The sequence below is a fragment of the Rhodococcus sp. FH8 genome, assembly GCF_019266085.1.
In the GTDB taxonomy this organism is placed as follows: Bacteria; Actinomycetota; Actinomycetes; order Mycobacteriales; family Mycobacteriaceae; genus Rhodococcus_F; species Rhodococcus_F qingshengii.
The window spans coordinates 328,262-351,431 of the sequence record NZ_LPNQ01000077.1 but is presented as its reverse complement, the minus strand read 5'-3'; the positions used below and the strand labels follow the sequence as shown (position 1 = coordinate 351,431).

The 23,170-nt window shown below is 61.2% G+C and carries 23 protein-coding genes, 1 tRNA gene and 1 other RNA gene; 10 read left to right on the top strand and 15 right to left on the bottom strand.

Features of this window, described 5'->3' with window-relative positions:
- The first annotated feature begins 103 nt into the window (after positions 1 to 103).
- A complete protein-coding gene (locus tag ATN38_RS23375) occupies positions 104 to 1,417 on the top strand; it encodes an ammonium transporter (RefSeq protein WP_218748751.1) in 1,314 nt (437 codons plus the stop codon).
- A 6-nt stretch (positions 1,418 to 1,423) separates the two neighbouring features.
- Here the strand turns inward: ATN38_RS23375 and ATN38_RS23370 are convergent, their stop codons facing one another.
- The 7 genes from ATN38_RS23370 to ATN38_RS23340 form a co-directional block, all read right to left on the bottom strand.
- Positions 1,424 to 1,795, bottom strand: coding sequence for a carboxymuconolactone decarboxylase family protein (locus tag ATN38_RS23370; protein ID WP_020905896.1), 372 nt, complete (start codon positions 1,793 to 1,795; stop codon positions 1,424 to 1,426).
- A gap of 8 nt (positions 1,796 to 1,803) precedes the next feature.
- Positions 1,804 to 3,393 carry a long-chain fatty acid--CoA ligase gene (locus ATN38_RS23365; protein ID WP_042447746.1) on the bottom strand — a complete coding sequence of 530 codons (1,590 nt, stop codon included), beginning with the start codon at positions 3,391 to 3,393 and terminating at the stop codon, positions 1,804 to 1,806.
- Complete coding sequence (locus ATN38_RS23360; RefSeq protein ID WP_042447831.1) at positions 3,386 to 4,009, bottom strand: alpha/beta hydrolase; 624 nt, start codon at positions 4,007 to 4,009, stop codon at positions 3,386 to 3,388. Before ATN38_RS23360 ends, ATN38_RS23365 begins: the two co-directional genes overlap by 8 nt.
- Positions 4,009 to 5,370 (bottom strand): MFS transporter, encoded by a 1,362-nt coding sequence (locus tag ATN38_RS23355; RefSeq protein WP_007731563.1) that lies wholly within the window; start codon positions 5,368 to 5,370, stop codon positions 4,009 to 4,011. The genes ATN38_RS23360 and ATN38_RS23355 overlap by 1 nt, the downstream gene beginning before the upstream one ends.
- A 97-nt stretch (positions 5,371 to 5,467) precedes the next feature.
- Positions 5,468 to 6,520, bottom strand: a complete 1,053-nt coding sequence (locus tag ATN38_RS23350; RefSeq protein ID WP_003943988.1) for a 3-keto-5-aminohexanoate cleavage protein — start codon at positions 6,518 to 6,520, stop codon at positions 5,468 to 5,470.
- Between the two features lie 52 nt (positions 6,521 to 6,572).
- Positions 6,573 to 7,472 carry a TauD/TfdA family dioxygenase gene (locus tag ATN38_RS23345; RefSeq protein WP_007731564.1) on the bottom strand — a complete coding sequence of 300 codons (900 nt, stop codon included), beginning with the start codon at positions 7,470 to 7,472 and terminating at the stop codon, positions 6,573 to 6,575.
- 30 nt (positions 7,473 to 7,502) lie between these two features.
- Positions 7,503 to 8,477: a quinone oxidoreductase gene (locus tag ATN38_RS23340; RefSeq protein ID WP_003943928.1), complete on the bottom strand. Its 975-nt coding sequence runs from the start codon at positions 8,475 to 8,477 to the stop codon at positions 7,503 to 7,505.
- A 200-nt stretch (positions 8,478 to 8,677) separates the two neighbouring features.
- Here ATN38_RS23340 and ATN38_RS23335 point away from each other — a divergent pair, with 200 nt between their 5' ends.
- Positions 8,678 to 9,682 (top strand): AraC family transcriptional regulator, encoded by a 1,005-nt coding sequence (locus ATN38_RS23335; protein ID WP_007731570.1) that lies wholly within the window; start codon positions 8,678 to 8,680, stop codon positions 9,680 to 9,682.
- Here the strand turns inward: ATN38_RS23335 and ATN38_RS23330 are convergent.
- Entirely contained in the window at positions 9,675 to 10,721 is a 1,047-nt protein-coding gene (locus tag ATN38_RS23330) for a YeiH family protein (RefSeq protein ID WP_082920526.1), read from the bottom strand. The two genes, ATN38_RS23335 and ATN38_RS23330, sit on opposite strands and share 8 nt — an antisense overlap.
- A 101-nt stretch (positions 10,722 to 10,822) precedes the next feature.
- On the opposite strand from ATN38_RS23330, the gene ATN38_RS23325 reads away from it, so the two are divergent.
- On the top strand, positions 10,823 to 11,731 hold the full coding sequence (locus ATN38_RS23325) for a LysR family transcriptional regulator (RefSeq protein WP_161121119.1): 909 nt from the start codon (positions 10,823 to 10,825) through the stop codon (positions 11,729 to 11,731).
- Between the two features lie 7 nt (positions 11,732 to 11,738).
- Here the strand turns inward: ATN38_RS23325 and ATN38_RS23320 are convergent, their stop codons facing one another.
- The 4 genes from ATN38_RS23320 to ffs all read right to left on the bottom strand — a co-directional run bounded on the left by ATN38_RS23320 (position 11,739) and on the right by ffs (position 15,242).
- Positions 11,739 to 12,320: an HhH-GPD-type base excision DNA repair protein gene (locus tag ATN38_RS23320; RefSeq protein WP_003943868.1), complete on the bottom strand. Its 582-nt coding sequence runs from the start codon at positions 12,318 to 12,320 to the stop codon at positions 11,739 to 11,741.
- Positions 12,321 to 12,338: 18 nt separating this feature from the next.
- Positions 12,339 to 13,709, bottom strand: coding sequence for a glycosyltransferase 87 family protein (locus ATN38_RS23315; protein WP_042447736.1), 1,371 nt, complete (start codon positions 13,707 to 13,709; stop codon positions 12,339 to 12,341).
- 98 nt (positions 13,710 to 13,807) lie between these two features.
- Complete coding sequence (locus ATN38_RS23310; RefSeq protein WP_019746524.1) at positions 13,808 to 15,100, bottom strand: aminotransferase class I/II-fold pyridoxal phosphate-dependent enzyme; 1,293 nt, start codon at positions 15,098 to 15,100, stop codon at positions 13,808 to 13,810.
- Positions 15,101 to 15,142: 42 nt separating this feature from the next.
- An RNA gene (gene ffs / locus ATN38_RS23305) (signal recognition particle sRNA small type) lies at positions 15,143 to 15,242 on the bottom strand.
- Between the two features lie 136 nt (positions 15,243 to 15,378).
- Here ffs and ATN38_RS23300 point away from each other — a divergent pair.
- The 3 genes from ATN38_RS23300 (at position 15,379) to ATN38_RS23290 (ending at position 16,859) form a co-directional block, all read left to right on the top strand.
- Positions 15,379 to 15,466, top strand: a tRNA-Ser gene (locus ATN38_RS23300).
- A gap of 77 nt (positions 15,467 to 15,543) precedes the next feature.
- Positions 15,544 to 15,984: a hypothetical protein gene (locus ATN38_RS23295; protein WP_230793284.1), complete on the top strand. Its 441-nt coding sequence runs from the start codon at positions 15,544 to 15,546 to the stop codon at positions 15,982 to 15,984.
- A gap of 56 nt (positions 15,985 to 16,040) precedes the next feature.
- Complete coding sequence (locus ATN38_RS23290; protein ID WP_042447733.1) at positions 16,041 to 16,859, top strand: pentapeptide repeat-containing protein; 819 nt, start codon at positions 16,041 to 16,043, stop codon at positions 16,857 to 16,859.
- A gap of 9 nt (positions 16,860 to 16,868) precedes the next feature.
- On the opposite strand, the gene ATN38_RS23285 is transcribed toward ATN38_RS23290, so the two are convergent.
- Positions 16,869 to 17,177, bottom strand: a complete 309-nt coding sequence (locus ATN38_RS23285; RefSeq protein ID WP_007731580.1) for a DUF6191 domain-containing protein — start codon at positions 17,175 to 17,177, stop codon at positions 16,869 to 16,871.
- A 134-nt stretch (positions 17,178 to 17,311) separates the two neighbouring features.
- Here ATN38_RS23285 and ATN38_RS23280 point away from each other — a divergent pair, with 134 nt between their 5' ends.
- The gene (locus ATN38_RS23280) at positions 17,312 to 17,983 is read left to right on the top strand and encodes a response regulator transcription factor (protein WP_042447732.1); all 672 of its coding nucleotides are present in this window, start codon (positions 17,312 to 17,314) and stop codon (positions 17,981 to 17,983) included.
- A gap of 39 nt (positions 17,984 to 18,022) precedes the next feature.
- A complete protein-coding gene (locus ATN38_RS23275; RefSeq protein WP_003943809.1) occupies positions 18,023 to 18,802 on the top strand; it encodes a helix-turn-helix domain-containing protein in 780 nt (259 codons plus the stop codon).
- Between the two features lie 22 nt (positions 18,803 to 18,824).
- Here the strand turns inward: ATN38_RS23275 and ATN38_RS23270 are convergent, their stop codons facing one another.
- Both ATN38_RS23270 and argE read right to left on the bottom strand, forming a co-directional pair.
- Positions 18,825 to 20,114 (bottom strand): MFS transporter, encoded by a 1,290-nt coding sequence (locus ATN38_RS23270; RefSeq protein WP_030535736.1) that lies wholly within the window; start codon positions 20,112 to 20,114, stop codon positions 18,825 to 18,827.
- A 26-nt stretch (positions 20,115 to 20,140) separates the two neighbouring features.
- On the bottom strand, positions 20,141 to 21,328 hold the full coding sequence (argE, locus tag ATN38_RS23265; RefSeq protein WP_218748749.1) for an acetylornithine deacetylase: 1,188 nt from the start codon (positions 21,326 to 21,328) through the stop codon (positions 20,141 to 20,143).
- A 111-nt stretch (positions 21,329 to 21,439) separates the two neighbouring features.
- Here argE and ATN38_RS23260 point away from each other — a divergent pair, with 111 nt between their 5' ends.
- Together ATN38_RS23260 and ATN38_RS23255 are read left to right on the top strand one after the other, a co-directional pair.
- Positions 21,440 to 22,507: an Lrp/AsnC family transcriptional regulator gene (locus ATN38_RS23260; protein WP_064073653.1), complete on the top strand. Its 1,068-nt coding sequence runs from the start codon at positions 21,440 to 21,442 to the stop codon at positions 22,505 to 22,507.
- A 51-nt stretch (positions 22,508 to 22,558) separates the two neighbouring features.
- Positions 22,559 to 23,119, top strand: coding sequence for a TIGR03086 family metal-binding protein (locus tag ATN38_RS23255; protein ID WP_218748747.1), 561 nt, complete (start codon positions 22,559 to 22,561; stop codon positions 23,117 to 23,119).
- The last annotated feature ends 51 nt before the right edge of the window (positions 23,120 to 23,170 follow it).

Here is a 23,170-nt window from a genome sequence, read left to right as displayed (position 1 = left end):
TCCCGAAACATGTTCGCAACACAATCGCAGTGCGGAGGAAACCGCACGCACTCATCGTGGGTTCCGTGCACGCGGGCTGGTCCGCGTGCGTGAGGAGAAAACTGTGCCCGCCACCATCGATGCCGGAGCAACTGCCTGGTTGCTCGTCAGTACTGCACTCGTACTTCTGATGACGCCAGGACTCGCACTGTTCTACGGCGGCATGGTCCGCTCGACGGGCGTACTCAACATGATCATGATGAGTTTCGTCTCGATCGCACTCGTCACGGTTGCGTGGTTGTTCGTGGGCTACAGCCTCGTGTTCGGCGACGATCACGGTGGCATCATCGGCGGACTCGAGCACATCGGCATGGCGGGCATCGACCCGTCGACGGTGCACGGGAATGTCCCGGAAGTGTTGTTCGCAACCTTCCAATTGACGTTCGCAATCCTTACTGCAGCGCTCATCAGTGGTGCGATCGCCGACCGCGCGAAGTTCTCCGCCTGGATGATCTTCGTCCCCATCTGGTCCTTGCTCGTCTATGTCCCCGTCGCTCACTGGGTGTGGAATCCGCAGGGATGGCTCGCCCAGATGGGCGCACTCGACTACGCCGGTGGCCTCGTGGTCGAAATCGTGTCCGGAGCGTCGGGTCTGGCATTGGCACTGGTCCTCGGCCAGCGGATGGGTTTCAAGGCCGAGTCGATGCGTCCGCACAATCTGCCGTTCGTCCTGCTCGGCGTAGGCCTGCTCTGGTTCGGTTGGTTCGGATTCAACGCCGGCTCGGCCCTTGCGGCCGACGGTATGGCCTCGCAGATCTTCCTCAACACACTCGTCGCCGGTTGCACCGGACTACTCGGCTGGCTGTTCGTCGAGCAGAATCGTGACGGACACCCCACGACGTTCGGCGCAGCTTCGGGCGTCGTCGCCGGTCTGGTCGCGATCACCCCGTCGTGCGGAACGGTGAACATGTTCGGTGCGCTCGTCATCGGTCTGATCGCCGGCATCGTCTGCTCGTACGCCGTGGGATGGAAGCACAAGCTCGGCTACGACGACTCCCTCGACGTCGTCGGCGTGCACCTCGTCGGCGGAATCGTCGGCTCGTTGTTGATCGGACTCCTCGCGACGGCCGTGATGACAGGCGGTCCGGAAGGTTTGTACTTCGGCGGTGGATTCGCGCAGTTGGGCAAGCAGTTCGTCGGCGTCGTCGTGGTCGCGCTCTATGCCTTCGGTGTGACCTACGGTCTCGGAAAGCTCATCGACAAGACCTTCGGCTTCCGCATTTCGCGTGAAGACGAGGCCCGCGGAATCGACGTTGCCCTGCACGCGGAGTCGGCCTACGAGCACGGAGTCCTCGGCCACGGTCCGATCGGCGGACAGAACCCGAGCCTGTTCCTCCAGCGTCAGCGGGAGGAACGGGAGAACCGCGAGCGGGACTGACCGCCCTCACCGGTTCGCGATTTCCTCCATCAGGATCGGAACGCCGACATTGCAGGAATGAATCCCGACGACGGTGGTCAGTTTCAGCACCTCGAGAATCTCCTTCGGGGTCACTCCCATGTCGAGCGCGGCGCGAATATGGCGTCGTACGCCGGGTGCGTACATGTGTGTGCTCGCCGCATCGACGGCTATGCACAGCAACTGGATCACCTGAGGTGACAGCACCCCGCTGTTCCAGGGCTGCATCGCTGTCTTCATGTACAGCTCGGTCCACTCGGGATCCAGCTCCGAAAGTCCGTCCCACAACGGATTCCAGCCACCCGAATCCTTCATGGCCTGGGTCACGGGAAAAGCTTCACTTGCTCGAACGTCAGTCATCGATCTCCTCAGGCCATCGAAAATGCTTGATTCAGTTCACGTTTGAGAATCTTTCCGGTTGCCGTCATCGGCAGCGACGGCACGAACTCGATGCGACGCGGATATTTGTAGGCGGCCATCTGTTCCCGCGTCCATTCCACGAGATCCGATTCGGAGATCTCTTCACTCGGCTCTCGGATCACGAACGCGACAACTTCTTCGCCGAGGCTCGAGTCCGGCACCCCGACGACGGCGACGAGTGAGACGGCTGGGTGAGTGAGCAGAACCTCTTCGATTTCGCGTGGGTAGACGTTGAATCCGCCCCGCACGATCATGTCCTTCGCGCGATCGACGATGTAGTAATTTCCGTCGGTATCGACCCGTGCCAAATCCCCGGTGCGAAACCATCCGTCGCGCATGACTTCCGCCGTCGCCTCGGGTCGGTTGAAATAGCCCTTCATGACGTTGTGCCCGCGAATGGCCAACTCTCCCACTTCATCGGGGCCGGCGATCGTGTGCCAAGAGTCGTCGACAAGCCGCGCTTCGACGCCCCAGATCGGCACGCCGATCGAACCGGGCCGGGGGTCGCTCTCCGGGTCACTGAACAAGGCCAGCGGAGAGGTCTCGGACAACCCGTACCCTTCGAGGATCTGAACACCGAAGCGTTCCCTGAACTGTGTCAATATTTCCACGGGAAGCGCTGCGCCACCGGAGATCGCGCACCGCATGTTCTGTGCAACGGTCTCGATATCCACCCCGGATTTCACTACCTCGTCCAGCACGCCGAGCAGTCCCCAATACATGGTCGGGACGCCCGCGAAGACCGAGATCTTTTCGCGTTCCATGATCTCGAGTGCCGCGGTCGCATCGAAGCGCGGCATCAACACCAAAGTGGCACCGACGCAGATTCCCGCATTCATGGTCACTGTCTGGCCGAACGAGTGGAACAACGGCAAAGTCAGGAGATAACGCTCATGCATGGACGGAACGCTCTCGAACAACCGGTTGGTCGACAGTGCATTCAAGACCATGTTGCAGTGAGTGAGTTCGGCGCCCTTGGGCTTTCCGGTAGTGCCGCTGGTGTAGAGAATGACCGCGGTGTCCGTCGGTTCACGAACAACCGCGACTGCAGGCGTTTCCGTGCCGGACACGGATGCCAGTGCTTCGCCTAGAGTCTCGACTCCGAGGATCGACGACGGTGCACCCGACTCGGCGCTGATCACGATCAGGGCCGAACAGGTCTCGCTCTGCTCGAACCCGGCGATGGCGTACTCAGCGATCGGCAATTCGGGACTTCCCTCGAAACAGAAGTACAGCTTTGCTTCCGAATCAGCCAGGTGATAGGCGATTTCGCGCCCCTTGAGCAGAATGTTCAGAGGAACGACGACGCCGCCGGCCTTGAGAATGCCGTAGTAGACGATCGGGAACTCGAGAACGTTCGGGCAGGACAACGCCACCTTGTCACCTGGCTCGACACCCCGCGAGACGAGCAGATGGGCGATGCGATTCGCATAGGCGTCGAACTGCGCATACGTCAGCCTCGCTTCCCCGAGAACCAGCGCATCCCGTTCCGGGTATCGCCGGGCCGAATCTTCCAGCAGAGCAGCAAGATCAAGCACGACTGTGTTCCTCCTGCGCCTCGGAATCCGTGGCATGAGACGAGGCGGCGTGCGACACCGACTCGAGCAGTTCCAACACCAACGATTCCGCCCGCGGCCAATACCCGTATCCGGACGCCGGATTGAGGTGTCCGACCTCGCCCAGATCCAGCAACCGACTCCCCCATCCTTCAGCCAAACCCACAACTCGGCGATACCCGGCCAGCGGATCGTTCCGACTCGCCGCGACCGTGCTCGGAAACGGCAGACGCTGACGCGGTATCGGTAGCCACCCGTGTCGGTCGAGATCTTCGAGAGACGGATAAGACTCGGGCAGCGGAAGTTCGAGATCCGCCGGCGTGACCAGAAGTGCGCCCGCAACCTCTCGATGATGCGCCCTCGCCCAGTGAGCAACTGTCATGACTCCGGCGCTGTGCCCGACCAGGACCACCGGCCCGCAGACACTTGTCAGCACCTCGTTCAATGCCGCAACCCGCGCATCGCGGCTGAGCTTGTCGGTCTCGAGGGGAGGAACCGTCAGAACGTTGTCGAGCCTGCGCGCGAGGTGAGTCTGCCAATGATCTTCGACATGATCCCGCAGACCGGGAACCATTACTACCGTAGTTGATTCATTCATCATGAGCTCCGAACGTCTGTTACTTCAGTGGCGCCGGGGATCTCGGGCCGATTCTGCAACGTCGCCAGCCGCCTCATCCCGGCGGGATAGGCACGCTTGCCGGCTACCAACGCGAGGGCCGCGACGACATAGACGAAGGGCGAAAGCTGTAGAGCACCGAGAAGACCCAGGTGATCGGCGAGGATGCCGACAACGAAGGGACCGAGCGCCAGCCCGAGAAGGTTGTTGGCGACGGTGAGCGTTCCCATGGCCGACGCTCGAATCGAGTGATGGGTAAGGTTCGCGACCATCGCTGCCGTCGGCCCCGACGAACCGGCGGAGAAGAATGCACCGATACCGAGCAACACGAGTTGTGCTGTCCCCGTGCCCAACCGGAGCCCGATGCTCAGCGTCACCAACGAGATGGCGCAGTAGACAATGGCGGTGGTCCATTTTCGCGCCGAATCGTCGCGGCTGAATCTATCTGTGATGAAACCGCAGACCACCATCCCGCTTCCGACCAGAAGGACGAACACGGAAGCCGTGACGCCGGCCTTGTCCGGGGCCAAATCGTAGTAACGATTGAAGAAGCTCGGCAACCACGCCAGAAGTACAGCGGCGGTGAACATCTGGAGACCACCACCGATGTAGGCGAATAATACGGCTGGATTGGTGAACAGCGAGGACACCGGCGCACGAAAACCGTCGTGTCTCACCGCTTCCCCGGCGGCATCCGGCGCGGCCTCGACGGCGTAAGCGGTGAGCTTCTTCTCGGTGACGAGGGCACGGAAGAGCGCGACCAGAATCAGACCGAAGATCGCCATGGCGGCAAAAGACCACCGCCAACTGAACTGGACTGCGATGAACCCACCGATTGCCACACCGATGACCGAACCGAACGATCCACCGGCCATGAAGGCACCTGCAAGAGCTGCGTGCACGCGGGGCGCAAACACACTGAGGACCACGGCGATACCCACGCTGCCGTACGCCGCTTCACCGACACCGACCAGGAACCGGGCGCCCAACATCTGTTCGTAGGTCTGAGCGATTGCGCACAGCAACGTCGCGACACTCCACAACACCGCCATCAAGATCAAGCTCTTGACGCGGCCCCAGCGGTCCGCGAGCAGCGACAACGGGAACGTCAACAGCCCGACCATCAATGCCACCACGCTGCTCAGGGAGGCGAGGTGCGAATCGGAGAGATCCCAGTCCGCTTTCAGGATCGGGAAGACTGCACTGAGCACCTGCCTCGACATGTAGTCCGAGAGCAGAAGACCGAAAGCCAGGGCGAAAACGATCCACGGGTATAACTTTCGTCGTCCGCCGATTCCGAGCGCGGTGTCCACACGTGGCGTGGCGGGAGCTTGCAGTCCCATGACTCTCCTAGGAAGTACTCGAGGTAGACGGGGGGATTCGGGGGTACGAACCGTCGCGGTTCGTACCCCCGGAACTGTTGTACGAGAGGGTGCGAACTCAGGCGTGCTGCGTGAATCCCAGCTGGCCGATCCGGCGGTTGGGCGCGTAACCCAGCTTCGCCAACGTCTCGTCGGTGTCGGCATACGTCTCACCGATCCGGTAGATGTCCCGAGCTTCCTTCGCGGTAGCCACCTCGCGGCCCAATTCGCCTGCAATGCGCACCAACTGCTCGATCTGCTGCACCGACGTCATCTTCTCGCCCTTGCGGCCCCAGATGGTGTCCTCGTTGCCGCAGCGAGCGTGCAAGCCCATCGCGATGGCCATCGTGTTCACCGGCAGGACGCTACGCATCAGCGTTTCCAGCGTCAGGCACGCACCGTCGGGAACACGCTGGACGAAGTTCATCATGTTGTACGGGTTGGGTCCGTCGAAGCCGCCGCCGATTGCGACCCACGTGAGGTTGACCGGACCCGTGTAGATGCCGCGTCGGATCAACCGCTCCACCGTTTCGAGCTGCGGAATACTGGACAACTGGAAATGCGGCTGGATTCCGGCGGCCTGCAACCGGCGCAGGTGCTCTGCCACCCACTCCGGACCAGCGGGCACAGTCATTTCCCGATACGTATCGGCCAATTCCGGACGCTGCATCGACGTACCCGCGATGTCGTCGTCGGTCATCAGTTCCATGATGTTCATCTGGCTGGTATTGATCGCGATCGTCACCTGATCGGGAGCCGGCTCCAATTCCGCCAGCATGTGACGCACGTCGTCGGACAACCACTTCGCATCGGCACCTTCCCCCTCCGGGGCAAACGAAATCGACCCGCCGACCTGCAGAATCATCTCGGGAACGGCCTCACGCAAGCGACCGAGAAGCTCGTTGAACTTCGACAGACGCTTCGAGCCCTTGCCGTCGAGTTCACGCACGTGGATGTGGAGAACTGTGGCACCGGCGTTGAAACAGTCGACGGCTTGCTGGACGTGCTCGTCCATCGACAGAGGGAGGTCTTCTGCAAAATCGTCCGGCTCCCACTCCGGTCCGTAGGGAGCAACGGTGATGACAAGCTTGTCCTGGGTTTCGGGGAACAGTGAATCGTCGTGGAAATGCATAGCGTGACTCCGATCGAGTGAATGAATTTATCTTCGGGGCTGGGAAGAGAGATCAGAACGGTGCGTCGCCGATGATTCCGGCGCGCTCCATCTTTCGAACCGCGGGCCAGTAGTCCTGCACCGCGTAATGCTGTGTCGAACGGTTGTCCCAGATCGCGACGCTGTTTTCGGTCCAACGCCACCGAACCTGGTACTCGGGAATCTGAGCCTGGCTCGCCAGGTAAGTGAGCAGATTCCCGGCGCCGGGGGCGTAATCGATTCCATAGCGGACGTTCTCGGGCGTGTGATAGTTCACGAGGTGTGTGGCGAACGAATTGACGAAGAGAATCTTCTCGCCGGTCTCCGGATGTGTTCGTACCACGGGATGTTCGGCGTCGGGAAAGCGTTCCTTCAGCTGGTGCCGCTGTTCGATCGGCATCCGAGCGCCGAAGGTCGACTCGATACTGTGCCTGGCACGCAGATCCTTGATCTGCTCCTTGACCCGCGCCGGCAGATTCTCGTAGGCGAGTGCCATGTTCACCCAAATCGTGTCGCCGCCGACAGGAGGTGTTTCCACACAACGCAATACACATCCCATGGGAGGGTTAACGCGCCAGGTGGCGTCGCAGTGATATGCATTCTCGAAATGCTCCGGCGGGCTGTCCAGATCCTTGTAGATGCGGACGAGGCCCGGGTGGTCGGGGTCGCTGCCCAGAGCCGGATGATCCTCGAGTTCACCGAATCGCTGGGCAAGTTCTACGTGCTCGGCTTTGGAGAAGGTCTGGTCGCGAAAGAACAGAACCTTGTGTTCGAGCAACAATGCCTTGATTTCGGCGAAGAGTGCATCATCTCGCGCGACCTCGCCGAGATCCACCCCGGACAACTCTGCCCCGATCGAACAGGTCAATTTCTCGACGCGGATCGTATTCCTCGACGAGGGAAGGTTTTCTGTGAGCGTTGCGGTGTTGGTCATGACAATTCCTCTGGGAAGTGCTGTTTCGGTTCAGACGGAGAAGACGGAGGAACCGATACTGCGACCGGACTCCATGTCGTGGTGCGCACGCACCGCATCTTCGAGGGGGTATCGCTGGTTGATCTCGATCTTGATTCGCCCGGACTCGACGTGTGAGAACAGTTCGCCCGCCAGTTCGGCACGTTCTTCGGGATCCGCGATGTAATCGGCGAGAGCCGGACGTGTGAGGAAGAGTGATCCCTTGACTGCCAACTGCATTGCCTGAATCGGCGGAGTCGGTCCGGACGCCGTTCCGAAGCACACCAGCAGCCCCCGCCTGGCAAGGCAATCGAGAGAGATGTCGAACGTGGATTGCCCGATACTGTCGTAGACAACCGGCACGCCGACGCCCCCGGTGATCTCCTTGACACGCGCGACGACGTCCTCGCGGGTGTAGATGACGACTTCATCGCACCCGTGAGCTCGGGCAACGCTCGCCTTCTCGTCGCTCGACACCGTTCCGATCACTTTGATTCCCAACAGTTTTGCCCACTGGGTGAAGATCAGTCCAACCCCGCCCGCCGCAGCATGTAGCAACACGGTGTCTCCCGCTTTCAACGGGTAGATGCGACGCAGAAGGTAGGCGGCAGTCAGTCCTCGCATGGTCATGGCGGCCGCGGTGTCGAAGGCGATGCCGTCGGGTAGCGCGATCAGGTCGGACGACGCCATGATCCGCTCGGTGGCGTACGCACCCAGCGGACTGCCGGTGTAGGTCACACGGTCCCCCACTGCAAAATCGACTACTCCCTCGCCGATCTCTTCGACCACACCCGCGCCCTCGACGCCCATCCCGGCAGGCAATTGCGCAGGATAGAGGCCACTTCGAAAGTAGGTGTCGGCGAAGTTCAACCCCACCGCTTCATGACGAACCCGAACCTCTCCGGCGCCCGGTCGTCCTACCTCGATCTCTTCCCAACGCATGACGGACGGTGTGCCGATCTCGTGGAACCGAATGGCGTTTGCCATCAATGCTCTCCAATTCTGTGGGCGGGCTCGACTCGATTACGGTCGAGCTGTATTCGTACGCAACAACTTCCAGAAGTCGGTGCTCGGCTTCGTGGTCGTGCCGAACTGATGTGAACAAAACTATGTGAGATCCGGCTCACATGCTTAACTTGACGAGACACACAACACAACATTTCGGGACATCGAGTAAAGGGGGACCTATGAAGCCACTCGCCCGCTACGCGTCACTGAACCGATACGTCGACCTGTGCCGAACAGTGGACGTGGACGCTGTGGCCCTCATGAGAAGTGTCGGCCTGAGCCCGGCAAGCCTGGCGAACCCCGACCAATGGGTACCGGCCGCCTCCATCGCATCGCTCCTGGAGCGATCGGCAGCGGAGTCCGGACACGAAGACTTCGGGCTTCTACTCGCCGGCCTGCGTCGACTGTCCAATCTCGGCCCCCTCAGCTTGGTCATCAGGGAAGAACCAGACGTCAGGAGCGCACTCGACGTATTGATGCGATACGAGCACACGTACAACGAGTCATTACGTATTCGATTGAACGAGGTCAACGGACTCGCCACTCTGCGAATCTCGCTCGAGGTCGGCGAACCGGTCGACACCAGACAGAGCGTCGAACTCGCAGTCGGCGCGACACTGCAGATCCTGCGGAGTTTCCTGGGTTCTCGATGGCAACCGGTCAGCGTGGGATTCACGCACAATGCCCCGAAAGACACGAGCACGCATCGGCGAATCCTCGGCGAGACGGTGGAATTCGATCACGAGTTCACCGGTATCGTTTTCTTCGCCGCCGACCTGGATGCGGCTAACCAACTTTCCGACGAGTTACTCCGGCCGTACGCTCGCCAGTTCCTCGACTCGCTTCCCGCCTCGGAAACCTCCGATACCCTCAGCCGCACCAAGGAATTGATCGAAGTTCTGCTTCCGACCGGCCGCTGCTCTGTCGAGCAGGTGGCACGCAGTCTCGGATTCGACCGGCGGACACTGCACCGTCATCTCGCCGAATCCGGAGATACGTTCACGGCCGTTCTCAATTCGGTTCGAAGCTCCCTCGCGGAACGATTTGTCTCCAACCCTCGCTATTCGTTGACCGAAGTGGCTGTGCACCTCGGGTTTTCGACGCAGGGTAGTTTCTCGCGCTGGTTTCGCACTCAGTTCTCGATGAGCCCGAGCGCGTGGCGGACTCAGCGCTCGATCAGCTGACCAGCACGACTCCGACGTAGGCGATCGTTGCCACCCACACAGTGGAAATCGCGGCCAGCACGAATGGCCGGGCGCCAACTCCACGAATGACGCTCAACCGCACCCCCAGCCCGAGTGCGAACATCGCGGCCGCCAACAGCGCCGTCTGCACCGTCTTCGCCAGCCCCAGAAGCTCATCCGGCAAGATGCCCGTGGAGCGCAAGCCCATGCAGCCGATGAATGCCACGACGAACAACGGAATCAGCGGGGGACGCTTGGCGGCAGTGCTGTCGACCATCCTGCGTTGCCGGATACTCAGAAACGCCATGACCGGCGCCAACATCAACACGCGCGCAAGTTTCACCACGGTCGCGACACCCAACGCGGTGGCGCCGAGAGCGCTGCCGGCAGCCACCACTTGCGCCACTTCGTGGATCGACCCACCGGCCCACATGCCTGCACCGACCTCGTTCATACCGAAAGCGTTGGCCAACAGTGGGATTGTCGGAATCATCAGAGTTCCGAAGATCACCACCAACGCAACAGCGGTGAGCAACTCTTCCTCTCGCGCATTCACCACACCGTCCGCAGCAGCCACGGCGGCAGCGCCACAGATCGAGAAGCCGCAGGCAATCAGAATTCTCTGCGACCAACTCAATCCGAGAAGTTTTCCGGCATACATGGTCCCGGCGATACCGAGGAACACAATCGCCACCACAACGGCGATCACTCCCCAGCCCAAACCGACGATGTCGGAGAACATCAATTGCAGCCCGAGCAGAGCGATACCCACCCGAAGTAGCCGTTTCGCCGAGAATGCCAGGCCAGGTTGGAATTTCGCCGGCAAAGAGACGGTATTCGCCAACACCGCACCCGCCACGATCGCAATCAGCAACGGACTCACGGCGGAGGTGAACCGACCGGCTATCAGCGCGACCGTGGCCCCCAAGGCGCACAACGCAACTCCGGGCACCAATGCAGCCACACTGGACCACCGTCGTACTTCTGACGAAGGGGCGACTGCGGGTTTCTCGGCCACGGACTTCACATCACGGTTCACTCATCCAGCGTCCTTGAGCCACCATCGCTCCGGTAGGGCGATTTCTACCATCACGGCATATCAAATCGATATGAACGTGAAGTTCGGTATAGCCTGTTTGCATGACCAGACGGTGGCCCGGCCTCACCACTCTCGAGCTACTCATCGGCATCGATGATCACGGAAGTCTCAGTGCGGCAAGCCGTTCAGCAAACATTGCGCAGCCGAATGCCAGCCGCGCCGTCAAAGCCCTCGAGCGGCAGCTCGGGATGCCCCTCATACACCGAAGGTCGACGGGGGCGACTTTGACTCCGCAGGGGACCGTCATCGTCCACTGGGCGCGCCGCGTCCTCGCCAACTCGAGGCAGCTTCTCGACGTCGCCGAAGGGATGCGGACCGAACGATCCGCGGAATTGACCGTGTGTGCCAGCATGACCGTCGCCGAACATCTGATTCCGGCCTGGCTCGGTATCTTTCGGTCACTACATCCTGGTGTCACCGTCCACCTTCAGGTCTACAACTCGACCCGCGTCCTCGAGGCTGTCGAGGTGGGAATGTGCAACCTCGGATTCGTCGAGTCACCGACCGTTCCGAAGAGCCTGTCCAGCGTCACCGTCGCGCGTGACTCGCTGGTCGTGGTCGTTCATCCGGATCATCCATGGGCGCGTCGACGAAAGCCGCTGACCGTCGCCGAACTGGCAGCGACGCCGCTGCTGGTGCGCGAGCCCGGATCGGGAACCAGAACGACTCTCGACCTGGCGTTACACGAATACGAGCGCGGTGCACCGTTGTTGGAACTGGGTAGTTCGGCCGCGATTCGAACCAGCGTGCTCGGTGGCGTCGGCCCGGCGGTACTGAGCACGCTGGCCGTCGAGGACCAGGTGAAGCAGGGAGAACTTCGGGTCGTAGCCGTCGAAGGCTTGGAACTCGACCGATCCCTGCGCGCAGTGTGGCGCCCGCCGCGTCAGCTCGAGGGCCCCGCAGGCGACCTGATGAAAGTAGTGCGTGCGAGCGGGTCCCGGAAGTCCTGAAAGCGGCTTACTTCTTGTCGGCCTTCGCTGCTGCCTTTGCGGCCTTCTTGAACTCGCGGACCTCGAGCAAAGACTGTTCGTCGACCACGTCTGCAATCGAGCGCCTCGAACCTTCGAGCCCGTAGTCGCCGGCCGCTTGGCGCCAACCTTTCGGCTCGACGCCGATCTGTTTTCCGAGCAACGCCAGGAAGATCCGGGCTTTCTGATCCCCGTAACCGGGTAGGGCTTTGAGCCGCTTCAGTACTTCCTTGCCGTCGGGATTTCCCGAAGTCCAGATCGCCGCGGTGTCGCCGTCGTAGTTCTCGACGATGAACTGGCACATGAGCTGGATACGCTCGCCCATCGACTTGGGGAATCGGTGCACAGCCGGAGGCTCGGCACAGACGGCGATGAACTCGTCGGTGTCCATGTCGGCGATACGCCTGACGTCGATACCGCTGAGCCGATCCGCCAGCTTCTTCGGACCGAGGAAGGCCGTTTCCATCGGAACCTGTTGATCGAGAAGCATTCCGATCAACAACGCCAACGGGTCCTCGGCGAGGAGAGCATCAGCTTCGGGGTCACCGACAAGGTTCAGTTGAAGTGCCATGAGTCCGATACTGCCACGTCAGGCGGCAGTTGTGACCGGCGCCGACGCATCCGGGGCCGGAATCTTCCACTTCTTCCAGCCGAACAGAACCAACGTCGAGACCGCGGCAAGCGTGAAGACCCAGAGGTAGACGCCGACGGTCGGAATCCGCAGATACTCGGGCGGCACGAACATGAACAAGCCCATGCCGACAAAGCGATCCGTGCCCGGAATGTCTGCAGGCACCCACCAGGTGTGGGACCAGTTCAAGACCGGGAGCAGGAAAACGAACGGCGCCACCCACGCCCAGCGCTTCTTCGACACCATCGCGTAGTGCGCGGCGAGGACGACCAGCGGGACGAACCACACCCAGTGATGACCCCACGAGAACGGCGAGACAGTGGTCGCGGTCAACCCAGTCATGGTAAGCCCCAGCAATTTCTGACCATGGCGGTGAGCGACCCACGCTGCCCCCAGCCCGAGGCACGCGGCGACTGCACTGCACGCGAGAACCAACAGTCGTGACGGAGTCGGTGTGTGGGTTAGTTGAGCGATCAGACCGGACACGGACTGGTTGCTCGGAGCGTCCGTCGGTCCGACGCGTTCGCTGTCGACAAGAGTGCCGGTCCAGTACGTGTACGCATCGTGGTACATGACGATGAAGCCGAGGGCGACGGTCGCTGCAAACGTCACGACTGCAGTCACCAGCGCGCGCCATTGGCGCGTGATGAACAGGTATACCCAGAAGAAGGCCGGAGTCAGCTTCACACCCGCGGCAATGCCGGCTCCGATTCCCCGAAGGCGACTCTTCTCGTCCCGCCCGAGGTCCCACACAATCAAGAGCAGCAGGAAGATGTTGATCTGCCCAAGCCAGAACGTCGTACGTACCGGTTCCATGAACAGAAAAATCGTGGTCGCCAGCGCGCTCACGACGTATGCCTTCACGTCGAGCCGATAGCCGAGATACTTCCAGCACAACACGACCACCGCGAAAAGCGCTACAACATTGAGAGCCGACCACACGACAATCGCCTGTTGAAACGTAAGCACGGCCCACACCGTGAACAGGATTCCTGCAAACGGTGTGTACGTGAACATCATTCCCTGCAGGACCGGACCGTCGTACAGCGGAAGTCTCTGCACGACGAAACTCCCACCGTGGCGGTAAACGTCGAGATCGAGGAAGTTGTGGAAGATTCCCCAATAGTTTGCATCCATCGGAACGCCGTACAGGACCATCAGGACCGACGCGATTGCGAGTACGGACAGAACGACGAAGCCCAAGACACCGACGCGGAGACGCCGCTGCGGAACCTCGGTCGGCACGACCGCTACCGGTACAACCGATTCCGAATACTTAGATTCGGCGTCCAAGCTCGAATCATCCGAAGCGTTGATCGCGCCCGTCACTACAACCTCCGGGATTTACACCCAATGTCGGGAATTGATGCTCCGAACGGTACAAGACGAGACCGAAAAGTACCGACCGGGCACGCCGCTTCGAGAACTCAGATCTCGGAGAGACGCGATTCGGTGGCTGCGAGCAGGACACACGTCGCCACGCCGTCCATGGCAACTTCGAGTTCAGCCGTGGACGGGAAGCTCGGGGCCAACCGGATGTTCCGGTCGTCCGGATCCGTGCTGTACGGGAAAGCCGATCCGGCAGCGGTGAGCGCGATACCCGCGTTCTTCGCCAGTTCGATGACGCGCTTGGCCGTGCCGTCGACCACGTCGAGGCTGATGAAGTATCCGCCCTTCGGCTCCGTCCAGGACGCGACCTTCGATGCACCGAGACGATCCTCGAGGATCCGCAGTACGAGCTCGAACTTGGGCGCGAGGAACGCGCGGTGCTTCTCCATGTGCGCACGAACGCCGTCGGCATTGCCGAAGAAACGCAGGTGGCGAAGCTGATTGACCTTGTCCGGTCCGATGCTCTTCTTGCCCAGGAACTTCTGGTACCAGGCAAGGTTTTCCGCCGAGCTACCGAAGAAGCTCACACCAGCGCCGGCGAAAGTGATCTTGGACGTCGACGCGAACACGAGCGGACGGTTGGGGTGTCCGGCCTCCGCTGCCATCGAGAGAATGTCGTAGGAAGGCGCAGTCTCGCCGACAAGCGGATGTACGGCGTACGCGTTGTCCCAGTACAGGCGGAAGTCGGGCGCGGCCGTCGGCATCGACGCGAGCGTACGGACAATTTCTTCGGAGTACACGGCACCCGTGGGGTTCGCGTAAACCGGAACCGCCCACATGCCCTTGATCTGCGGATCTGACGCAACAAGTTCGGCGATCTTGACGACATCCGGGCCGTCGTGGTTCATCGGCACCGCGATCATCTCGATGCCGAGGGACTCGGTGATCGCGAAGTGGCGGTCGTAGCCCGGTGCGGGGCAGAGAAACTTGATCTTCTCTTCCTGTGCCCACGGCCGGGCCGAATCCGGAGTGCCGTGCAGCAGTGAGAACACGACGTTGTCGTGCATGATCTCGAGGCTCGCGTTGTTTCCGGCGAGAAGGTTCGCAACGGGGATACCCAGCAGCTCACCGAAGATGGCGCGCAGTTCCGGCAGACCGGTGAGTCCGCCGTAGTTACGGCAGTCGGTGCCGCTTCCGTCACGGAAATCACCGTCGCCGGGCAGCGTCAGCAGCTCTGCGGAAAGGTCGAGTTGTTCCGGGGAAGGCTTACCGCGGGTCAGATCGAGTGCGAGCTTCTGCGCCTGGAGCTGCGTGTACTTCGCGCTCTGGCTCTCATGCTCGGAGGTGAGTTCTTCATGGCTCATCAACCCGATCTGGGTTTGGATAGGCATCCGGAGCGGCCTTTCACCGACGAGGCGGGGTCGGGTATGTGAAAAAAATAGAGGACCCCGCGCACCCGGCAGAGCCCGTTGACCCTTGCTGCCTTCCGGCCCTGGGGGAGTTCACAGGATGCGCGCCGCGCGGGATCCAATGAACAGTGTAGACGGCTTTCGCCGGCCGCTGCACACCACCTACCGGGGCCGAGATGCAAACATCGAGTTCCACCGGTTCTTCGCAGGTCAGGTAGCCGTTTAACGCTTCGCGCCCGCAATTGGGTATGCTGCTCCACGGAGGATTCGCCTAGTGGCCTATGGCGCTCGCCTGGAACGCGGGTTGGGTTAACGCCCTCAGGGGTTCAAATCCCCTATCCTCCGCCAGGGAAGTCCCCGACCAGTCTTGGTCGGGGACTTTTTCTTTGCCACGAAGCATCGCCGAGCAGCGATACTGTCGACGAATGCCTCCCTCGACAACGGGCCGGGTCATCGCAGCAGGTACCGGTCTGATACTGAGCGCACTTGTCGATGCCCCCGTGAAAAAGTGGATGTCTCACTGCCGAACACCTGCCTACGCCGCCGGCCTCGTGATCGCCGCGGCCGTTTATCCCGTGGCTCGGCAGGGACAAGCTCGGCAGGGACGCATGGCCGACGTCTCCATTCCCACTCGCGAATGGAGTGCAGTGGCCGCAACATTTGTGGTCTTCGTCGGCGCACTGGTTCTGCCGCCGGGTACCGCACGGCGATTGGTTGCAGCGAGCTGGGCCGTCCACCCGATTTTCGACCTACTTCACGAGCGTGGTCCAGAATCACGTCTGCCGGATTGGTACCCCGCAATTTGCGCGGGATACGACCTCGGAGCCGCTGGACTTCTTGCTGCCGAACCACGCAATTTCGTTTGACAGACTCACAAACCCGAGGACAGACTTTCCGTCCAACCCAACCATCGGGAGTACGCGTGATTGCCGGCCAGACCAATCTGCTCGCAGATTGCAGCAGTTGCTTCGGTCTGTGCTGCGTCGCACTCCCCTTTTCCAAGTCCTCCGACTTCGCGACCAACAAGAATGCCGGCGACCCCTGCAAGAACCTGCAGCAGGATTTCCGTTGCGGCATTCACACCGGATTGCGAAAGAAGGGCTTCACCGGTTGCACCGTCTACGACTGTTTCGGTGCGGGACAGAAGGTTTCACAGCAGACCTACGACGGCGTCAGCTGGCGTGATGCCCCGGAGACCGCGTCAGACATGTTCGAAACCTTCCCTGTCATACGCCAGTTGCACGAACTGCTCTGGTATCTCGCCGAGGCCCGCTCGCTGAAGCAAACCCACTCGATACGAAAGGAACTCGACGCTGCACTCGCAGAGACGGAAAGCCTGACCAACGGCACACCTTCGCAGATTCAAACCGTCGACGTCTCAGCACACCGAGCGGCAGTCAACACACTGCTCTTGCAGACGAGTAACCTTGTGCGCTCACCGATCTCAACCAAGAAGGGTCGAAAACTCGACCACCGCGGCGCAGACCTCATCGGCGCCAAATTTCGTGGTTCCGATCTACGTGGGGCCAACTTTCGCGGGAGTTACCTGATCGGTGCAGACCTACGCGACTGCGAACTCGATCGAGCCGATCTGATCGGTGCAGACTTGCGCGGCACCGACATTCGCGGCGCAAAACTCCGCGGCAGTATCTTTCTCACGCAGTTCCAGATCAACGCGGCGATCGGCGATTCGGCTACCACGCTGCCCGATTCACTGACCCGCCCCAGCCACTGGGCCTGAACCCGACTGTCAACTCCGTCGACGGAGAACGACCTTGTTAGCTTCCGGATCGACAGACACCCACGGCGGGTCACCGTCCGTTCCGTCCTCACGATGCATCAATGCGCTCTGACGCTGTTCGAATTCATGATGCTTGGACCCCTGAAACAGGGCAGCAACCTCTTCGAAGCCCGCGGCCGAGACCGGACGAGTCGTACGTCCCCGAGTCCACGGCAGTGCCCGGCCGCCGGTGAGCCGGTTCCAGAGAGTCTCGGCGAAAGCGAACAGGACCAGCAGCACGAGCAAGCCTGGCAGCGTCAACGCGAACAGAGTGCCCATGAAAGAAGTCTAGCGACGAACGCCCCCGGTCCCCTCGACTTCCGATCGGCCGCCCTATGTCTGGTCCCGCGGTCGATGATCTGCCACAATGCAAGCTGTTACGACTAGTAACACCTTCGGGGGGAGGATTTCACGTGAGCTTGATACTTGCAGCTACCGATCGTTCGGAGCTTGTCCAGACGCTTGGTACCGAATTAATACATTTCGGGCACCAGATACAGCTCGTCCGCACCGGGCGTCGACTACTCGACGACCTGGACACCGACAGTTTCGATATCGCCGTGATCGATCTCCTTCTGCCGGACATCGACGGCTACGAGATCGCACGGCAGATCCGCTTGCGCAGTTCGATGCCGATCATGATGCTGGTGGATACCTACGAGGACATCGACGAAGCACCACATCGCACTGTCTCGGACTTTGTGCTGAACCCGATCGATTCTCACGCGCTCGATCTTCGGGTCACCGCAATCCTTCGTGAAACCGCACATCCCGCCCCCGGCAAACACCAACGTCACGGTGACCTGCTCCTCGATCGACGTGCGATGACGGCGACGATGGGCGGAAAGCTGCTGGTCCTCAGCCGGACCGAATGGCGGGTGCTCCTGGAGCTGTCGACCGAGCCTGGGCGCGTGTACTCACGTGATCACCTGATCCGAAACGTGTGGGGTTCCGACCACGAAAGGACGCGTGTGGTCGACGCAACCATTCTCAGCCTGAGGTCCAAACTCGAATCCGATCCCGCGAAACCGAAGTACATCAAAACCATCAGGGGATTCGGATACCGCTTCGGCCCGGTCGACTGAAGTCGCCTTCGTGTCGGTGCCGCTCGATAAGCTCTTGTCATGGGTTGGTACACACCACAATCGGTCGCCCCGGATCTCTCCGACATCCTGGTGTGTGGCTGGACGGCGTGCGCAGAAGGAGAACACCTCCTCGTGCCCGATGCTTGCATGGACGTGCTGTGGATACGCGGCGTCGGCATACGCGTCTGTGGCCCCGAAACCGCTGCATGGTCATTCACTCTTCCGCCCGGAACACGCTCCGTGGGTGTTCGATTCCGCCCTGGATCGGCATCGCCGATGTTGCGAACCTCGGCGTCCGAGCTTCGGGATTCTCGCGCCGATCTCAGCGATGTAACCGACGCACGCACGGAACGAATACTGTTGAACCGCTTGGAAAATTCCGAAGACCACGAACAGGTCTCCATCCTCGAAAGCGCTGTTCGGAGTTGGGTAAGTTCGAGTTTCCGTCACGATCCGGTGATCAACCACGTTCGCACCGCACTGTCCGAACATTCGTGGAATGTCAGCTCTCTCGCCGACGCGGCGGCACTGACTTCGCGCCAACTCCAACGTCGATGCAACGACGCCTTCGGATACGGCCCGGCAACGCTGCGCTCGATCCTGCGCCTCCAGCGCTTCATGGCGCTCGCTCGCAGTCGACCCGCGCTGGGACTCGCTGAATCCGCCGCCCACTGCGGATTCAGCGATCAGGCCCACTTGACCCGTGAATGCCGCCGAATCTCGTCGCTGACCCCGGCGGCTCTACTCCGCACCCAAGCCCCCGACTGGCACGGGTCGGATACCGTTGTCGCGCTGGCGGAGGGAGACGCGGTCGCGTAATCCCGACCGCGCTCCCCCGCCGTCACTTCTGGCTGAAAAGCGTCCTTGCCGACCACAGCCCACCGAGGGAAAGAACTGCGACCGTCATGTAGTAGTAACTGGGGGCGTCGAGCGAGCCTGTTGTACTGATCAACCAGGTCAAGACCAACGGCGCGATTCCGCCTAGCAAAGTCACTCCGAGGTTGTACGACAATGACATTCCGGTAGCCCGGATCTCTGCCGGGAACAGCGAACTCATCAGGGCGGGCAAGGGACCGAAGGCAAACGCCATGATGACACCCAGGACCGAAACAACCAGGACGAGAGTCAGAGTCGACGGGTGATCGACCATCAATTTGAAGAGCGGCCAGGCCAAGACGATTGCCGCAACGGCGGCCCAGGTCATAACTCTCGCCGGTCCGACCCGGTCTGCAAGATGCCCGATCAACGGCACGGTGATCAAGGTGACCAGTCCGGCGACGATGCCGCCGAGATAGCCGGCCGAGGCGGAAACTCCGAGGTTCTTCACGGCAAACGTCGGCATGTACAAGATGAGGTAGATCGAGATAGTCGCGACGCCCACTACTGCGGCACCGGTCAGCACCCGGCCGAGATGCCTGGTCAGCGTCGTCTTCAGCGGAGCCCTTTCCGGAACGCTCGTCTTGAAATCGTCCGTTTCGTCAAGCTTGGCACGGATGTAGAGTCCGACCGGCCCGACGATGATGCCGAAGAAGAACGGAACGCGCCAGCCCCACGAGTAGAGCGCTTCATGCGAAAGGTGAGTGTTGAGCACGTATCCGAACAGCGATGCCAGGAAAACCGAGGCACCCTGGCTGGCAACTTGCCAGGAAGAGTAGAACGCCTTCTTGTGTGGCGCAGTCTCCACGAGGAAGGTTGTAGCAGTACCGAATTCACCGCCGGCGGAGAATCCTTGAATGAGACGTGAGACAAGGATGACGACGCCGGCCCACGGTCCGATCATCGAGGTCGTCGGCGCCACGGCCATGATGAGCGTGCCGATCATCATCAGCATCATCGTCAACGTCAAGGCGTTCTTGCGCCCGCGACGATCGGCGTAGCTACCGAGAACCATCCCGCCAAGCGGCCGGATGACGTACGAGATCGCGAACGTCGCGAACGTCAGTATCAAACCGAGCGTGTTGTCGCCGCCGGGAAAGAAATTATGGGCGATCACCACTGCGAATGATGCGTAGACGATGACGTCGAACCATTCGAGCGCAGCGCCGAGCGAACTGCTGATCACCGCCTTGCGAGCAGCGGCCAGGCGTTCCGGGGTGACTGTTCCGGAGGTTGGCGTAGTTGCCGTGGACATGGTTTTCCTTAGGGGGTCAGGGTGGGTCAGGCGCGGGCGTGAGCGATGACGTTCCGAACGAATTGCTCGCACTGTGCCAATTGGTCAAGTGTCACGTACTCGTCAGGTGCATGCGCCTGAGTGATGCTTCCCGGCCCACACACGACAGTGGGGATACCGATAGTCGCGAACATCCCGGCCTCGGTGGCGTACGCGACCTTTTCGTCCGATGCCCGACCACCCCATTGTTCGACCAGTGCGGCCGCCGAAGCATTCGCATCCGTCTCCAGGGGAGGGACCGAGGCCGACACGTGCATCGTCACGGAGGCTGACGGGTTTTCTTCCTGCATCAGGTTCTCGATCCGATTCGTCTCGGCGGCAAAGCGTTCGAGCAAATCTGCGGCGCCAGCTGAGCTGATGCTCCTGAATTCGAAAGTGATGGAGCAATCCTCGGGGACAGTGTTCACTGCGATCCCGCCGGATACGAGATTGACCGAACACGTCGTCCAGGCCACGTCGAATGCGTCGTCGTACGGGCCGGACGCACGGAGCTCGTCGGCCGCGCTTCTGACGAATCGAATCAACTCCGCGCCGTATTCGATCGCGTTGACTCCTTGCGGAGTGAGCGACGAGTGCGCCGAAACACCATGCAGATCAACACGTATGACGTTCATCGACTTGTGTGCGCGAATGACCCGCATCTCCGACGGCTCTCCGACGACGCACACATCAGGGCACAGGTTCCGGGAAACAACCTCCTCGACCAACCCGGCCGCACCGATGCAGCCGACTTCCTCGTCGTAGGAGAATGCAAAGTGAATAGGCTTCGCCAGCGGCCGAGCAACGATGTCGGGGATCGCAGCGACGACGATCCCGATGAACGACTTCATGTCGCACGTGCCACGTCCGTACAGGCTTCCGTCGCGAACGTCGGACGCGAAAGGGTCGCTACTCCAGTCTTGATCGTCGACCGGCACTACGTCTGTATGGCCGGAGAACATCACACCGCCGGCAGTACTTCCGTCAGGAGGAGTGAACGTTGCCAACAAGTTGAGCTTCGTTCCCTCGTCATCGGCAACAAGTACCGGCTCGACCCCATGGCGACGTAGTTCCGCCGCAATGAGATCGATCAACGGTCGATTGCTCACGGCACTCGTCGTATCGATTCCGATGAGGCGTTGCACCCACTCGAGGCTTCTCTCTGTCGGAACAGCGGGCAACGTGGTCGATGACATCTGGTTTCTCCTTTCACAGCATGAACGCGGTGGGCACTCGCCACCGCGTTCTGCCCTTCGAGCATGAATGAAGTGATCCCAGACACAATGAAGATGCACGATACTTGCACCATGATCGAAGAAACGCAGGATTCCGCCGTACTGGACGACGTCGACCTCGCCCTGATCAATTGCCTGCAACTCGACCCGCGAGCGTCGTGGCGCACGGTTGGCGACGCGCTCAAAGTGGATCCGGTTACCGTGGCTCGCCGCTGGCAGCGGTTACAGGATTCCGGCACCGCCTGGGTCTCTGCCAGGGCAACCGGCCATGGCCGTCCGGAGTCGTGTCTGGCTTTTGTCGAAGTCGACTGCACGACTTCGAACGCGTTGACGATTGCAGAACGACTTGCCCGCTGGCCGCACGTACTGAGCGTCGAACACACAAGCGGCCCAGGCGACTTGACACTTCTCGTCGAGGTCAGAGACATGGCTTTCCTGTCGCGCTTCCTGCTTCGGTCGCTCGCGTCGGTACCCGGGATCGTCAGTTCGCGTGCACACCTCGTCACCGAGGTCTTCGCGATCGGAGACGACTGGAAATTGCAGGTACTCGATGCCGCGCAGCGAGCGACGATGACAGACCGGCCTGTGCGATACAAATACGCGCCGACGGATCAGCGCCATCACGGGAAGACGTTCGACGCTGTCGACCGCCAATTGATATTGAAACTGGGTGAGGACGGTCGATCGTCGATTGCAGAGCTCACAGTCGGTACCGGCCTCAGCGAAAGTACGGTCAGGCGGCGACTTGCCGAATTGACGTCGCGCAACCAGATCGTGTTCCGCTGCGACGTGTCTCTGCCACTGTCCGGCTGGCCCCTCGTGACCTGGGTGTGGGGATATGTCGATCCCACGGACCGGTCGACGATTCGTGCCCTGGTGGAGCGAGTGCCGGGAACGCGGGTGTGCATGCGGATATCCGGTGGACGCGCCAACACACTGCTCGCGATCGCCGCACACTCCCTTCGCGAAACTCCCATTACCGAAGTACAACTCGCACAAGAGGCACCGGGCCTGGTGGTGCTGAACAGGTCAGTGGTGCTGCGATCGATGAAGAGGGTGGGCCGACTTCTCGACGACGAGGGCAAGAGTGCCGGGGTCGTACCGATGGACATCTGGGCGGAGGCCCCGGAGATCGAGTGAATGTCCGAAATAATCAATCATGACGCGCCGCGGTGGAGAAGGATTGTTGTCATGACTTCAACAGAGATCTCCCCCGCCCAGCGTTATCGGGATCTGGCCGCCGGATTCACGGCGCGGATCGACGCCGTACCCGCCGACCGCTGGGACGACGATTCCCCCTGCGAGGGCTGGACCGCCCGCGACGTGGTGAGACACGTGCTCGACAGCGAACGAGACATGGTCAAGGTAGTCGGCCTGGAATTGGCACCCGGTCCGTCGGTCGACGACGACCCGTCGGCAGCCTGGGCGGCCGTCCGCAATTCGATGCAGGAAATTCTGAACGATCCGGCAAAGTCCACCCTGGAATACGACGGACACTTCGGCAGGACCAACCTCGGGGCCACGGTCGAGGGGTTCTTGTGTTTCGATCTGGTCATCCACGGTTGGGACCTCGCGGCCGCAACCGGCACCGATACGACGATGCGAGACGCGGACGTGGAGTGGGTGTCGGAGATCGCCGCGGGCCTGGGCGAGTCGATCCGCATGAGCGGTGTGTGCGGCCCGGAAATACAGGTTCCGGACAACGCTGACAAAGCGACGAAACTCCTTGCCTTCCTCGGCCGGAAGGCGTGAAAAAGCACCCCTGACGTGGGCATTACTTCCATACGCATGTAATGTCGCGGT